Raw genomic sequence first — 13,543 nt, forward strand, 5'->3', positions numbered from 1 at the left:
TTCCTTACAACAGAACGACGACGGCGCCGCTTCCCTCGCGGGGAGGCGGCGCCGTCGTCTTGTCCTCAGTCAGCAGCAGGGCCTGGGTCAGCTGTGGCGCCCGGCCGCGGTCCTGGCCAGCAGCACCCTTTCGTCGACAGGTGCCTTGCCGCTGGCCCGCTGGGTCCGGAAGTGCGCCCGGGCTTCGTCCTGCCGGGTCTTCTCGGCGCCGGTGGCAATGGCTGCCCGGACGTGCTCGTCGCCGTAGCCGAAGGCATCAACCAGGTCCAGGGCGTGCGGGCGGATCTTCACCAGCAGCCGGTTGATGTATTCACCCACGGTACGGCCGCGCTGCATGGAGAGACGGCCGTTCATGAGGTACCACGACAGGTTCTTTTCGATCAGGCTGAGGCCGAAGAGGTCCCGAAGCCAGGTCAGCACTGTTTTCGTGCCAGGATCGGTGACGTCGCGGAGCGCCTCCGTGAAGGCCTCCCACTGCAGCAGCTCGGCATGGGCCTGCGCTGCGTCGATCAGTTCGTTCTGATGCCGGTTGAACAGCGCGGCGCCCTGTTCCTGCGAGAGCCTGTTGCTGCCTTTCAGCGCCGCTGCCGCCTCAGCCACCATGGTCTGTACCCGGTCGGTGAGGAGGGCGCGCTGGCCTTCCTCGTCACGCAGGGCAATCGCCGCCTTCTGCACCGAACCCGTGTCCGCCATGAACTGGGCCACCTGCCGCAGCCCGGTGCGGTGGATGGCAGCGCCGGTGGCCTGGCCCACCACATAGCGGGCCAGGACGCCGAAATCCACGCTGCGGAATTCCTTCGCGTAGTCGGCCAGGAGGCGTTTGGCCACCAGTTGCAGCAGGACGGTGTTGTCCCCCTCGAAAGTGGCATAGACGTCCAGGTCCGCCCGCAGCGATGCGAACCGGTTCTCGATCAGGAAGCCGGCGCCGCCGCAGGCTTCCCGGCATTCCTGCAGCGTATCCAGGGCATGCCAGGTGCTGAGCGGTTTCAGTGCCGCGGCGAGGGTTTCCAGGTCCTGGCGGTCCGCATCTGTGTCGGTGGCGCCGGAGAAGACGTCGTCGAACTTCTGCAGGAGCTGTTCGTGGGCGAAACCGGCGGCGTACGTGGTGGCGAGCCGGGTGAACAGCCGCCGCTGGTGGCGCTGGTAGTCGAGCAGGACTTCTTCGTCCGTGTGGCTGGACGCGTTGAACTGGCGGCGCTCGGCGGCGTAGTGGACGGCTGCCTTGAGGGCTACCTTGGAGGCAGCCACTGCCGCCCCGTCCAGGGAAACCCGCCCCTGGACCAGGGTGCCGAGCATGGTGAAGAAACGGCGGCCCGGGCTCGCGATGGGGGACGAGTAGGTGCCGTCGGCGGCCACGTCACCGTAGCGGTTCAGGAGGTTGGCACGGGGGATGCGGACGTTCGTGAAGTGCAGCCGGCCGTTGTCGATGCCATTGAGCCCGCCCTTGACGCCGTCATCCTCACCGCCTATGCCCGGAAGGAATTCCCTCGTCCGGGGATCGCGAAGGTCGACGTAGAAAGCGTGGACGCCATGGTTGACCCCTCGGGTGATGAGCTGCGCGAACACCACTGCTCCCAGCCCGTCGATGGCGGCGTTTCCGATGTAGTCCTTCCAGGCGGCGCGGAAAGGAGTGTGCACCACAAACTCTTCGGATTCCGGGTGGTAGGTGGCGGTGGTGGCAATGCTGGCCACATCGGAGCCGTGGCCGGTTTCGGTCATGGCGAAGCAGCCAGGGATTTCCAGGCTCATGATGCCGGGAAGCCATTTGGCGTGGTGTTCTTCCGTGCCCAGGTGCATGACGGCCGAACCAAAGAGGCCCCACTGCACACCTGCCTTGATCTGCAGGGACGGGTCGGCCACGACAAGTTCCTCGAACCCGGCGATGTTGCCGCCGTGGTCGTCGGAGCCGCCCAATGCGGAGGGGAAGGCGCGGTGGACAGCACTGTTGTCCACAAGGTACTGCAGCTGCCCGGACACCCGGGCGCGGTGCTCAGTATGCGGAAGCCCCTCGACCTTGTGGAGTTCGGGACGCCCTGCCAGGTCCCTTGACTGCAGGCGGACGGCCGCCCACTTGCCGAGGAGCTGCCTGCCCAGCGCGTCAACGTTGACCGCAGGCTGGGCGTGGTCGTTTACGGGGTGGGCCGTGGTGGCAGGCTTGTGGCCCTTGCCGGCGGGGCGGTCCACTACTTCGGTCATGTCAATATCCTTTGCTGGTGCTGACAGGCGGTTTGGTGGTGCTTAAAGGGGTCAGTTCGGGGGCAATGCCAACGCAAAGCCAGGCGGTGATCTGCCGTGCCATGGCTTCCTGGCCCGGCTTTGCGGGGGAATCAGGCGTGCTCAGCCACTGTTCGCCCGCATTGCGGACCAGGCCGATGGCTGCCTTGGGCCAGTAACCGATGACGGATTCCTTGCCGTCGCCCAGATGCGAGCGCATGGGCGTTGCGATCATCTCCGCCACGGCGTCAAAGAAGTGTCCCAGGGCGCCGGACACCGGCCCTCCCGGGGCAGCGTCGGCAGACTCCGCGGCAGCGGAACGGGTCACGAAGGTGTAGACATTCGGGCTCGTGTCGGCCATCTGCAAGTAGGCCGCCACCATGGCCAGCAACCCCTCCCGAGGCGTCAGTGCGCTCTGGGCGGCCTCCCGGATGCGGCGCTGCATCTGGTCGAGGACTACTTCGCCCACGGCCTGCTGCAGGCCGGCCTTGTCTCCGAAGTAGCGGTAGAAAACCGACTTGGATGTTCCAGCAGCCGCGGCAATGTCTTCCATGGAGGCGTCGCTGCCCAACGCGTGCACCGCGCGCCGCGCCTGCTTGATCAGTTCGCGCCGCCGCTCCTCCCGGTGGGTCTGCCAGCGTGACGATCTGCCGTCGGCGCTTGGCCCGGCAGGTGACGCGTGAGGGGAGGGTTCCGAAATATTCACGATACCCAGCGTATCAGGTACGCTGGGTATCGGTAATTGCTTGTGACCAGAGGAGACAGCCATGTCCATTGACGGACAGTCCATCAACGGCCCCGCAGCACCAGGCGCCGCAGCCAGTTCAACCCCCGCCTTCCGAAGGGCGGTGGTTGTGGGAGGAAACAGGATTCCGTTTGCCCGTGCCGGTGCCGCCTACGCCAAGTCTTCGAACCAGGACATGCTGACGGCGGCCCTTGACGGCCTGATCGCACGCTTCGGGCTCCAGGATGAACGGCTGGGTGAGGTGGCGGCCGGTGCGGTCCTGAAGCACTCCAGGGATTTCAACCTCACCCGGGAGGCAGTCCTGGGTTCGGCCCTGTCCCCGGAGACGCCGGCCTATGACCTGCAGCAGGCCTGCGCCACGGGACTGGAAACCGTGGTGGGGCTTTCGAACAAGATCAAGCTGGGACAGCTCGACTCGGCAATTGCCGGCGGTGTGGACTCCGCCTCCGATGCGCCGGTGGTGGTGAGCGAGGGGCTCCGGGAAGTGATCCTGGATCTTAACCGCGCCAAGACCCTTCCCCAGCGGCTGCAGATCCTCAGCCGCCTTCGGCCCAAGGACCTGGCCCCGCTGGCGCCGGGTACCGCTGAACCGCGGACGGGCCTTTCAATGGGGGAACACCAGGCGCTCACCACGGCGCAGTGGAAGATCTCCCGTGAGGCGCAGGACGAGGTGGCCCTGAACAGCCACCGCAACCTCGCCGCGGCATACGACTCGGGATTCTTCGACGACCTCATCACGCCATACCGCGGGCTCACGCGGGACGGCAACCTCCGGGCTGATACCTCGATGGAAAAGCTGGCGTCCCTTAAGCCGGTATTCGGCAGGAGCCTGGGCTCCGATGCGACCATGACGGCCGGCAACTCCACCCCTTTGACCGACGGCGCCTCCACCGTCCTGCTGGCCTCGGACGAGTGGGCCGACGCCCGCGACCTTCCCAAGCTCGCCGCGGTGGTGGACGCCGAGGCCGCTGCGGTGGACTTTGTGCACGGCAAGGACGGGCTGCTGATGGCGCCGGTCTTCGCTGTGCCCCGGCTGCTGGCCCGGCACAACCTCACCCTGGCGGACATCGACTACTTCGAGATCCATGAGGCGTTCGCCGCCACTGTTCTCAGCACGCTTGCCGCCTGGGAGGACGAGGAATTCGGCCGGACCCGGCTCGGCCTGGACGGGGCATACGGGAAGATCGACCGGGCACGCCTCAATGTCAACGGATCGTCGCTGGCAGCCGGGCACCCCTTCGCCGCTACCGGAGGCAGGATTGTGGCCTCACTCGCCAAACAGCTGCACGAAAAGGGCAACGTCGACGGCCGCCCGGCCCGGGGCCTGGTCTCTGTTTGCGCGGCCGGTGGACAGGGCGTCGTCGCTCTTCTCGAATCGCTGTAGGGGGAACCTGATGACGGACAAGTACGCCCAGCTGGTGAACCAGGGGCTCGGCAAGAATGTGGCCAGGAAGCTGGGACTGCCGCAGCCGGCAGTCCTGCGCAGGTATGAACCCGGGCAACCACTGGTTACCGGACCTGTTGTAGTCCTGGGTGAATCGGCAGCGGCCGACAAACTGGCCGCAGAACTTTTGTCATGGGACCTCGATGTCCGGCGGCATGCCGTACCGCGGGAAAAGCTTGGCGCCATCATTCTGGTCTTGGACGAGGTGGCGCATCCCCAGGATCTTGAGAAGCCGGTCCTTGCCGCAGCGGGCTCCCTCCGGGACCTCGGCCCCTCTGCCCGCGTGGTGACCGTTTCGCGCCCGTCCCGGGAGGCAGACACGCCGGCGGCGGCCGCTGCCCGGCAGGCCGTGGACGGGTTCCTCCGCTCCCTGGCAAAGGAGCTCCGTGCCGGTGCCACCGGGAACGGTATCCTCCTCGCCGGGGGAGTGGAGGCAGCCAGTCCTTCTGTTCTGGCTGCGCTGCGGTTCTTCCTTTCCGGCCGTTCGGCCTATGTGGACGGCCAGTTCCTGACCGTATCCAGCGCCGCAGGAAGCCTTCCGGACGACGTCGAGAGGCCGCTGGCAGGCAAGGTGGCCGTGGTGACCGGGGCCGCCAGGGGCATTGGTGCCCAGATTGCCCGCACGCTGCACCGCGACGGCGCAACGCTGGTGCTGGTGGACCTGCCCTCGGCAGGAGACTATTTGGCTGCTGTGGCCAATGCGGTGAAGGGGACCGCCCTCCAGCTGGATATCACCCGGGAAGACGCCGGCCAGAAGATCCTGGAACATGCCGTGCAGCGGCATGGGCGGTTGGACATCATGGTCCATAACGCAGGCATCACCCGGGACAAGCTGCTGGCCAACATGGACCACGGGCGCTGGAGTTCGGTGATCAACATCAACATCTCCGCCCAGTTGCGGATCAATGAGGCACTGCTCGCATCTGAACAGTTCGGGCCGGCACCACGTATTGTTTCTGTTGCCTCCACCAGCGGCATTGCCGGCAACCGGGGGCAAACCAACTACGCCGCGTCCAAGGGGGGAGTGATGGGGATGGTCCGCGCAACGGCACCACTGCTGGTGACTGCCGGTGGCACCATTAACGCCGTCGCGCCGGGGTTCATCGAGACCGAAATGACCGAGCGGATTCCGTTCGCCCTGCGGGAAGTGGCCCGCCGGGCCAACTCCCTGCAGCAGGGCGGCAAGCCGTCCGACGTCGCCGAAACCATAGCGTTCCTCGCCAGTGACGCCGCCGGGGGCATCAACGGTGAGGTGTTGCGGGTCTGCGGGCAGAACATGGTGGGGGCATGACGCCCGCGCAGCCGGTCATCCTCGGCGACATGCCGTCGCTGTCCAAGCTGTATGTCAACGCGGCCGCCCAGGCGGCCAGGCGCCGGCTGCTGGGGACCCACGACCAGGCGGCCCTTCCGTCGGAGAGCCATGAAGTCCGTGGTGTGACCGTGGATGTGGCCAACCTGACCGCCTACCAGCACCTCCTGGGAGAGACGGCCAGTGACGTCCTGCCCGCCGGGTTCATCCACGCCCTGTCCTTCCCGGTGGCCATGAGCGTGATGAACAGGGATGACTTCCCGCTGCCCTTGCTGGGCATGATCCACCTGCACAACAGCGTGGAACAGCGCTCCCCCGTCCTGTTCACGGACGCCTTGGACATCACGGCCAGGGTGGAGAACCTCCGGGGTCACCGCGCAGGTACGCAAGTGGACGTCGTCGCGGAGGTGCGCCTCGCAGGAAAAGAGGACATCTCCTGGCGGGGAACCTCCACGTATTTGGCCAAGGGGGTGTTCCTGCCCGGAGTCGATAAGCCCTCGGCGGCACCGCCGAAGGGCGACTTCAAGGCGCCGGATCCGACCGCGCTGTGGCAACTGGGTGTGGACGCGGGACGGGCGTACGCCGCCGTGTCCGGCGACTTCAACCCGATCCACCTCAGCGTCCTGTCGGCGAAAGCCCTGGGCATGCGGCGTTCCATCGCCCATGGCATGTACCTGGCCTCACGCGCGCTCGCCGACGTCGGTTCCATCCGCGGCGATTCCTTCACCTGGGACGTCGATTTCGACGCGCCGGTGTTCCTCCCATGCAGGGTGGCCCTGGAGATTGGAAGCGAGCAGGACGATTCGGGGGCCTGGCGGCGTTCGCGCTTTGTCGCTTGGAACCCCCGGTCCGGCCGACGCCATTTCAGCGGTTCCGTCACCGCGCTTTAGTCGGCCCGCCCGACGGCCCGCAGGATGCGGTGGAGGCTCAGCAGGATCGACTCCGACGCCGGAACCGTGTCACCCGTTGTTTTCCGGGACGCGGTGGCGGCCATACTGGCCTCCACCGCATCCCTCGCGGCCTGGAACCGCTCGCGCTGCGTCGGCTCATCGCTGTCGGTGTACGAGTGCAGCAGCTCACCGGTCGCCGTCATGGCATCAGCAAGCGGGCCGCTGTCCTGTACCGGCACCGCGTAAGGCACGTCTCTGACCCAGATCACGTCCGAGAGCACATCGGTCATGTCCTGGATATAGAAAGTCACGCGTTCAAGCTCACGCAGGGTCCGGTAGTCAAGGTCCACGTCCCGCGGGTGGAGTTTCCGGCGGGGATTCGCCCGGCGGCTTGCGTCCGCTTCGTCGACCAGGTGCCGAACGGAACGGGCAGCCTCCGCAAGTTCGTCCGACCGGCGGGACCAGTCTTCATGCTCCGGAGGCCATTCCTCCTTCAAGGCCGTTCCCATATCGGTCAGTTGCCGGCCGAGGGCACGCCGGAGATCGTCCAGGCTGGCTGCTGCTGCCTTGAAGTGCAGCGGCGGCCAAAGCAGGAAGTTCACGGCGATGCCCACCGACACGCCCACGCCCATCTGCAGAAGGTATCCGAACGAAAAGTCGTCCGCATTGCTACCGCCCACCAGCAGGACCAGCAGGGCCGCCGTCGGAACCCAATCGCTGCCTGACCCGATGCGGGGGAGTCCACCGAGCAGCACACCAATCCCCATTAGCGCTGCGACGGCGAGCGGGGACGGGTCGGTGATGGTGACGAGGACGATGGCTATGCCGATGCCCAGGGCGAGCCCGACCAGGGCCTGCAGGCCCTGCCTTACAGAGCCGGCAACGTTGTGGTACATCGCCACCAAAGCGCCCAGCGGTGCGTAGTAGGGATAGTTGGCGGCGGCTCCCGGCATGAACGGCGCGATGGCGAAAGCCAGTCCGGCCGCAACGGCGGCCTTCGCCGCCAGTTGGAGCCGCTGGGCGGCGAATGCCGCCGACAGTCCTTCCAACGACTGCTTCAGAAGACGGGTTCCCCTGGCCCACCGGACTTGCTGCCGTACTTGAGTATTACCCATCCGTTCCACACTATGGCGCATTCCGGGAGCGTCCAAAGCCGCTGGTCAGGCGCGGAAGAGCACGCGAAAGGTGGGCTGTCGAAGTACTCCTAGGACAATGCAGCCGCCGAACGGCGTACCTCTGCAGCGAGCCGGTGGGCCCTTCCAGGGGTGCGTCCGTCCTCCTGCCGGCGGGGAATGTAGCCGAAGGACAGGGAGTAGGCGGGGTCGGCAAAACCCAACGCGGCGTTGGCCCCTTCATGGCCGAAAGCGCGGTGGCTGCCGAAGTTCCGGGAGGGGTGCGGCTTCATGAAGACGACGGCGAAAGCGTTATCCAGCCCTGAGGACCGGTCGAGCCCCCACACCTGTTCCTCCGCCATCAGGTCAATTGTTTCGGAAGTGAGGAACGGCGGTTCGCCCTCCGCGCCGGTGGTGGCGGCAGCATAGAGCCTGGCGAGGCCTTCCGCCGATCCTACGCCGCCGGCTGCTGACATTCCTGCCGCGCGGACGCTGCGGATGTTGGGGAGCTCCATGATGTTGCTGACCGGAGCGTTGCTGTTCAGGCCATCCAAACTGAGTGGATCGAGCCAGGGCTGCCCGGCCGGTTCCTGGTAGAGGACGTCACGGTAACGCGGTTCCAGGTCTGCCGGCAGGCCCAGGAAGAAGTCGACGTTCTCCGGCTTGCGGATCCGGCGCTCATAGAGGCTTTGCAGTGATTCGCCCGCCGCACGCCGGCACAGCTCTTCCATGAGGATCCCGATGGTCAGGGCGTGGTAACCGAACTGGCGCCCTGGCTGCCAGGTGGGTTTGGCCGCAGCCAGCCGCTCCGCTGCAGCAGGCGTAGTGAACTCGTCCAGGCGGAACCCTCCCTCAAGGCCCATCAGCCCCGCCTGGTGGGACAGGGCCTCGCGGACCAGCAGCCGGTCCTTGCCATGTGCAGCGAACTCGGGCCAGTAGCTGGCCACGGTGCTGTCCAGGTCAAGGAGTCCGTCCTGTACCAGCAGGGCCACGACCATCGCTGCCACGCCTTTGGAACAGGAGTATGCCCCGGTAAGGGTATCCGGGCTCATGTGGGGGCCGCCGGTGATGTCTACAACGCGCGTCCCGTGATGATAGGCAGCCACCTGCGCGCTGTAGCCGGGATTCTCGGCGAGGAAGGACTCGAACAGGTCCAGGACGTTGTCAAAACCGGGCGCTACGAAGCCGTGGGGTGTCTGCACCCGGACAGTCTATCCAGAAAACGCTTTCCTTCTAGTGGCCGGCTCCGTGTCCTGCTGCCACTTCCTCACCCTTCCTGACGGGGCCCGGGGGAGTCCCGTCCCCGAAAGGCCGGCCGCCCAGTGCCTCGCGGCCGTGCTCTTCGAGCCATCCGCCAAGGTCGGGACCGGCAGGGACGATCCCGGTGGGGTTGATGTCTTCATGGACGATGTAATAGTGCTGCTTGATCTGCACGAAGTCGGTGGTGTCCCCGAAGCCGGGCGTCTGGAACAGATCCCTTGCGTAAGCCCAGAGCGCGGGCATTTCGGTGAGCTTCTGGCGGTTGCATTTGAAGTGGCCGTGATAGACGGCGTCGAAGCGCGCCAGCGTGGTGAAAAGCCGGACGTCTGCTTCCGTAATGGTGTCTCCCACCAGGTAGCGCTGGCGGGACAGCCGGTCCTCCAGCCAGTCCAGGGCGGCCCACAAACGCTCGTAGGCTGTGTCGTAGGCCTCCTGAGACCCGGCAAAGCCACACCGGTACACCCCGTTGTTCACCTCGGTGAACACCCTCTTATTGACCTGGTCGATCTCTTCGCGCAAATTTTCCGGGTAGAGCCTTGGCGCCCCTGGCCGGTGGAATTCGGTCCACTCAGTGGAAAAATCGAGGGTGATCTGTGGGAAATTGTTCGTGACCACCTCTCCACTCGCGACGTCCACGATCGCGGGGACCGTGATGCCGCGGGGATATCCCGGGAAACGCTTGAAATATGCTTCCTGAAGCCGTTCGATCCCCAGGACCGGATCCACACCGCCCGGGTCGAGGTCGAACGTCCAGGAACGTGCATCATGGGTGGGGCCAGGCTGTCCCAGGGAAATGGCGTCCTCCAGGCCCAGCAAGCGCCGGACGATCACAGCCCTGTTGGCCCAGGGGCATGCGCGCGCTGCAATGAGGCGGTAACGCCCCGCTTCCACCAGCCAGCCCGGCTCTCCGTTGTCCCCGGGCCTGGCGTCCCGGGTGATCCGGTCCTCGATGTAGTTGGTATCCCGGGTGAATTCGGCACCCCCGGTCACGTACGCGCCACGGGTGCTGTGGTTCGCCGTCGTGCCGCTGGCGGCCTGCTGGATGCTGTCCGTTTCCTGGCTCATGGCACTAGCCTAAGCGCCCCGGGCAAGGATAAGGGAGATGGGCTGCCAGGCGGCCAACCAGGAGCCGGCCACAAGAACGGCGAACAGGGCAATCCATACAGCGGACGGCACGGCGGTGGCGCGGTACAGGAGGTAGGCGTCGGACGTCCCCAGCCGGTCCCTGCGGCGGAGGTGGACGTTTGCCAGTTTGAAAAGGTCCCTGACGGCTGCCACCAGCATGGCCACGCCCAGGACGACGGCGACATGGCCCACGAAAGCGTCCGGCACCAGCAGGATGAGGACCAGCGCACAGGCAATGGCAAGGGCGGTGACAAGGAATCCCGCCACGTTCCGGAGGAAGAGCATGGATGCCGCCAGGACAAGGGTGCTGGCCGCAATCGCTGCCGGTCCCCATCCGCTGAAACCGGCGATCACGAATCCGGCGCCGACGATGGCGGGCACGGGGTAACCCCAGAAGCAGGACCAGGCCGCCGCGGCCCTGCTCCGGCTGTAGCTGGTGGTGGTTCCGGAATGGTCGAGCCGAAGCCTGATGCCGGACAGCCGTTGCCCGCTGGTGACTGCGGCGAAGGCGTGGCCCAGCTCGTGGACCGCTGTTGCCAGCAGGCCGAAGTAGCGCCAGGAGCGCCGGGGAATGGAGAGCGCCGTTGCCACGAGCAGCACCAGCAGGAGCTCCTGGAAGGTAATGGCCGGAACCTCCGTACGGCGGAGCGAGACGACCAGGGTTTGCCACAATTCCATAGCCGCCTACAGTACTAGCGGCTGCTGGACGTTGCCTTGAAGCCGGCTTAAAAGCGGAAAGGCACGCTGCCGGGCAGCGTGCCATTCGAGCCGGCGGGGCCACGGACTAATCCGCAGCGCCGCGTCTGGCCTGTCTTCCTAGCCCTCGCACTCGGTGCAGTAGCTGTGCCCATCCTTCTGGCGGGCAATCTGCGACCGGTGGCGGACAAGGAAGCAGGAGTAGCAGGTGAACTCGTCGTCAGCCTGCGGAATGACCTGTACCACGAGCTCCTCGGCGACGAATTCGCCACCGGGAACGCCGGCGCCGTCGAGCCCGTCAGCTTCATCCAGCTCAAGGACGACGCTGCGCGCGTCGGGAGCATTTGCTGACTGGAGCTGCTCGAGGGAGTTGTCCTGCGATTCCTTGACGTCGGAGCGCAGTTCATCGTAATCGGTTGCCACTTTGGGTGCTTCTCTTTTCTTTGGTTCGCCTGTCGCGTATGAAACGTACAGCATCGGACGGCTATTCCCCAATAGGCGGAGTATATTTGCCCCCGCCTGGGTACGGGTTCAGGGGAGGCGGCCATCACACCCGGCGGGTGTGATGGCCGCGCAGGCAGCGGAGGCCCGCGGCAAGCGGCGCGATCTCCGCCCGAATCGAAGGGGCGTATGTGGAGCAGCTCACTGCAGAGTTCGGTGGTGCCGGGCAGGTTGGCGTAGGAGTCGGCCCGGTGCTGGAAAAGTTCGATTCCGTGTCCAGGATCGCTGTGTTGCGGGGCGGCGGTTTGGGCGACTTGATCTTCGCCATCCCGGCCATGGCCGCCCTGAAGGCGGCATATCCGGATGCCACCTTGACCCTCTTGGGCTCACCAATCCATAAGTCGCTGCTGGCGGCAGTGAAAAGTCCGGTGGACGAGGTGTGCATACTCCCGTATTCAGAGGGAGTCCGTCCCGGTGATGAAGACCCGGAAGCGCTGGAGGCCTTTTTTGCGGACATGCGGGCCCGGCACTTCGATCTCGCCGTCCAGGTGCACGGCGGGGGCAGATATTCAAACCCTTTCCTGCTCCGGCTCGGAGCCCGTCACACGGTGGGTACCCGGACGCCCGACGCCGCCAGCCTGGAACGGACTGTTCCATACCTCTACTACCAGCACGAACCCCTCCGGGCAGTGGAGGTGGCGGGGTTCGCCGGCGCGTTCCCGGTTGACCTCGAGGCCCGCCTCGAACCTCACGCAAAGTTGCGCGGCAAATATAACGGTACGGACGACGGCGGCCAGCCCCTCGTGGTGATCCATCCCGGCGCGACTGATCCCCGCCGTCGTTGGCCGGTTGGGCAATTCGCCGAACTTGCAGCCGCCTGCGCGGCCGACGGCTGCCGGGTGGTGATCGTCGGGGACAAGAGCGAGCAGGAACTGGCGGAGCAGATTGCGGAACAGGCGGCATCGGCAGCCGTCACCTCGGTGGCCGGGGCACTGGACATGGCCGGGTTAGTGTGCCTGATGGCGGAAGCCGCCGTGGTGGTCGGAAATGACAGCGGTCCCCGCCACCTTGCCCAAGCCCTCGGCGTGCCCACGGTAGGAATCTTCTGGGCAGGGAACGTTATTAATGCTGGGGCACTGGGCCGAAGCCTGCACCGGATCCATGCCGCCTGGGTGACCACGTGCCCCACCTGCGGCATCGATGTCACGCAGGTGGGCTGGACCGCCCCGCGCTGCGTGCACAACGACTCCATTGTTGCAGGCGTCCCGGTGCGTGATGTGTACGAGGATGTGCGGAGCCTGATGGCAACGGCAGCAGTCAGGCAGGGCGCATGAGCGTAGGGCAGAACCTTGAACCTGGCAGCGACGTCATCGATGGAAAACCGGAGCTTTTGGTCCTGCGTGCCCTGAAGCTGGGTGACCTCCTGGTTGCTGTCCCGGCGCTGAAGGCGCTCCGGCGGGCGTATCCCGAACACAGGCTGCGGTATGCGGCGCAGGGGTGGCTTTCGGAAGCTTTGGGCCTGGTGGGCGGTTACGAACTGCTGCCCACCCACGGCCTTGACGAGCCGCTTGCCGTGGAAGCGGGAGTGGTGGATGTTGCGGTCAATCTGCACGGAAGCGGCCCGGAAAGCCAGGGACGGATCGACGCCCTCAAGGCCCGGCGGACCATCGGGCATCGAAGCCCGGACCGGGAAGGGCCGCCGTGGCGCGCGGAACTGCATGAACGGGAACGCTGGGTCCGGCTCCTGGAGTGGCATGGCATCGACGCGGACCCGTTGGATGTAGGCCTGCACCTGCCGCACGTCCCCAGCCCCGTTCCCGGCGCCACGGTCCTGCACGTCGGGGCAGCCTACGGCAGCCGGCTGTGGCCGGCTGAGCGTTTCGCTGCGGTTGCCGCCATCCTGGTGGAAGCTGGCCACAAGGTCGTCTTTACGGGGGGCAGCGGGGAGAAGGACAGGGCCATGGACGTGTGCCGCCGGGCCGGCCTCGCGCCCGGGGCTGTGCTGGCCGGTGAACTTTCGCTGGGGGAGTTCGCGGCGACGATCGCCGCGGCACGCCTGGTGATCTCTGCGGATACCGGGGCCGCGCACCTGGCCTCGGCGTACGGCACCCCGTCCGTGGTGCTGTTCGGGCCCGCGCCGCCTGAAATCTGGGGGCCTCCGCCGGGCCCGCATATTGTCCTGACGCGTGCGGATTTGCGGCGGGGTGACACGTTCTCAGCGGAGCCGGACCCTGCTTTGCTGGCGATTAAGGTCCCGGACGTTCTGGCTGCCGTTCGGGAGTTGGGCCTGTTCTAGGTGGTGATCAC

General features: G+C 66.3%; 12 protein-coding genes. 5 read left to right on the forward strand and 7 right to left on the reverse strand.

Going from position 1 to position 13,543, the window contains the following annotated elements; all coding sequences use genetic code 11:
• Positions 1–87: 87 nt before the first annotated feature.
• Together AC5RTT_RS02870 and AC5RTT_RS02875 are read right to left on the reverse strand one after the other, a co-directional pair.
• A complete protein-coding gene (locus tag AC5RTT_RS02870) occupies positions 88–2,196 on the reverse strand; it encodes an acyl-CoA dehydrogenase family protein (RefSeq protein WP_494143933.1) in 2,109 nt (702 codons plus the stop codon).
• A gap of 1 nt (position 2,197) precedes the next feature.
• Entirely contained in the window at positions 2,198–2,983 is a 786-nt protein-coding gene (locus tag AC5RTT_RS02875; protein WP_494143988.1) for a TetR family transcriptional regulator, read from the reverse strand.
• On the opposite strand from AC5RTT_RS02875, the gene AC5RTT_RS02880 reads away from it, so the two are divergent.
• The 3 genes from AC5RTT_RS02880 to AC5RTT_RS02890 are packed head-to-tail and all read left to right on the forward strand — an operon-like array spanning position 2,982 to position 6,602.
• Positions 2,982–4,343, forward strand: a complete 1,362-nt coding sequence (locus tag AC5RTT_RS02880; protein ID WP_494143934.1) for an acetyl-CoA C-acetyltransferase — start codon at positions 2,982–2,984, stop codon at positions 4,341–4,343. The genes AC5RTT_RS02875 and AC5RTT_RS02880 overlap by 2 nt on opposite strands.
• A 10-nt stretch (positions 4,344–4,353) precedes the next feature.
• Positions 4,354–5,694 carry a 3-oxoacyl-ACP reductase gene (locus tag AC5RTT_RS02885; RefSeq protein WP_494143935.1) on the forward strand — a complete coding sequence of 447 codons (1,341 nt, stop codon included), beginning with the start codon at positions 4,354–4,356 and terminating at the stop codon, positions 5,692–5,694.
• Positions 5,691–6,602, forward strand: coding sequence for a MaoC family dehydratase (locus AC5RTT_RS02890; protein WP_494143936.1), 912 nt, complete (start codon positions 5,691–5,693; stop codon positions 6,600–6,602). The genes AC5RTT_RS02885 and AC5RTT_RS02890 overlap by 4 nt, the downstream gene beginning before the upstream one ends.
• Here the strand turns inward: AC5RTT_RS02890 and AC5RTT_RS02895 are convergent.
• The 5 genes from AC5RTT_RS02895 to AC5RTT_RS02915 form a co-directional block, all read right to left on the reverse strand.
• The gene (locus AC5RTT_RS02895; RefSeq protein ID WP_494143937.1) at positions 6,599–7,717 is read right to left on the reverse strand and encodes an FUSC family protein; all 1,119 of its coding nucleotides are present in this window, start codon (positions 7,715–7,717) and stop codon (positions 6,599–6,601) included. The two genes, AC5RTT_RS02890 and AC5RTT_RS02895, sit on opposite strands and share 4 nt — an antisense overlap.
• Before the next feature lie 89 nt (positions 7,718–7,806).
• The gene (locus AC5RTT_RS02900) at positions 7,807–8,916 is read right to left on the reverse strand and encodes a serine hydrolase domain-containing protein (protein WP_494143938.1); all 1,110 of its coding nucleotides are present in this window, start codon (positions 8,914–8,916) and stop codon (positions 7,807–7,809) included.
• Between the two features lie 31 nt (positions 8,917–8,947).
• On the reverse strand, positions 8,948–10,039 hold the full coding sequence (locus AC5RTT_RS02905; RefSeq protein WP_494143939.1) for a glutathione S-transferase family protein: 1,092 nt from the start codon (positions 10,037–10,039) through the stop codon (positions 8,948–8,950).
• 9 nt (positions 10,040–10,048) lie between these two features.
• The gene (locus tag AC5RTT_RS02910) at positions 10,049–10,777 is read right to left on the reverse strand and encodes a M50 family metallopeptidase (protein WP_494143940.1); all 729 of its coding nucleotides are present in this window, start codon (positions 10,775–10,777) and stop codon (positions 10,049–10,051) included.
• Between the two features lie 138 nt (positions 10,778–10,915).
• Positions 10,916–11,218 carry a DUF4193 domain-containing protein gene (locus tag AC5RTT_RS02915; RefSeq protein ID WP_009358564.1) on the reverse strand — a complete coding sequence of 101 codons (303 nt, stop codon included), beginning with the start codon at positions 11,216–11,218 and terminating at the stop codon, positions 10,916–10,918.
• 209 nt (positions 11,219–11,427) lie between these two features.
• Here AC5RTT_RS02915 and AC5RTT_RS02920 point away from each other — a divergent pair, with 209 nt between their 5' ends.
• Positions 11,428–12,570 carry a glycosyltransferase family 9 protein gene (locus tag AC5RTT_RS02920; protein WP_494143941.1) on the forward strand — a complete coding sequence of 381 codons (1,143 nt, stop codon included), beginning with the start codon at positions 11,428–11,430 and terminating at the stop codon, positions 12,568–12,570.
• A complete protein-coding gene (locus AC5RTT_RS02925) occupies positions 12,567–13,532 on the forward strand; it encodes a glycosyltransferase family 9 protein (RefSeq protein ID WP_494143942.1) in 966 nt (321 codons plus the stop codon). Before AC5RTT_RS02920 ends, AC5RTT_RS02925 begins: the two co-directional genes overlap by 4 nt.
• The last annotated feature ends 11 nt before the right edge of the window (positions 13,533–13,543 follow it).

It is taken from the genome of Arthrobacter sp. Y3221157 (assembly GCF_059089865.1).

Bases quoted from the DNA above. Each gene is read 5' to 3' on its own strand.
- AC5RTT_RS02910 (WP_494143940.1), bottom strand. From the start codon at position 10,777: ATGGAATTGTGGCAAACCCTGGTCGTCTCGCTCCGCCGTACGGAGGTT.
- AC5RTT_RS02870 (WP_494143933.1), bottom strand. From the start codon at position 2,196: ATGACCGAAGTAGTGGACCGCCCCGCCGGCAAGGGCCACAAGCCTGCC.
- AC5RTT_RS02880 (WP_494143934.1), top strand. From the start codon at position 2,982: ATGTCCATTGACGGACAGTCCATCAACGGCCCCGCAGCACCAGGCGCC.
- AC5RTT_RS02895 (WP_494143937.1), bottom strand. From the start codon at position 7,717: ATGGGTAATACTCAAGTACGGCAGCAAGTCCGGTGGGCCAGGGGAACC.
- AC5RTT_RS02890 (WP_494143936.1), top strand. From the start codon at position 5,691: ATGACGCCCGCGCAGCCGGTCATCCTCGGCGACATGCCGTCGCTGTCC.
- AC5RTT_RS02905 (WP_494143939.1), bottom strand. From the start codon at position 10,039: ATGAGCCAGGAAACGGACAGCATCCAGCAGGCCGCCAGCGGCACGACG.
- AC5RTT_RS02875 (WP_494143988.1), bottom strand. From the start codon at position 2,983: ATGGCTGTCTCCTCTGGTCACAAGCAATTACCGATACCCAGCGTACCT.
- AC5RTT_RS02885 (WP_494143935.1), top strand. From the start codon at position 4,354: ATGACGGACAAGTACGCCCAGCTGGTGAACCAGGGGCTCGGCAAGAAT.
- AC5RTT_RS02925 (WP_494143942.1), top strand. From the start codon at position 12,567: ATGAGCGTAGGGCAGAACCTTGAACCTGGCAGCGACGTCATCGATGGA.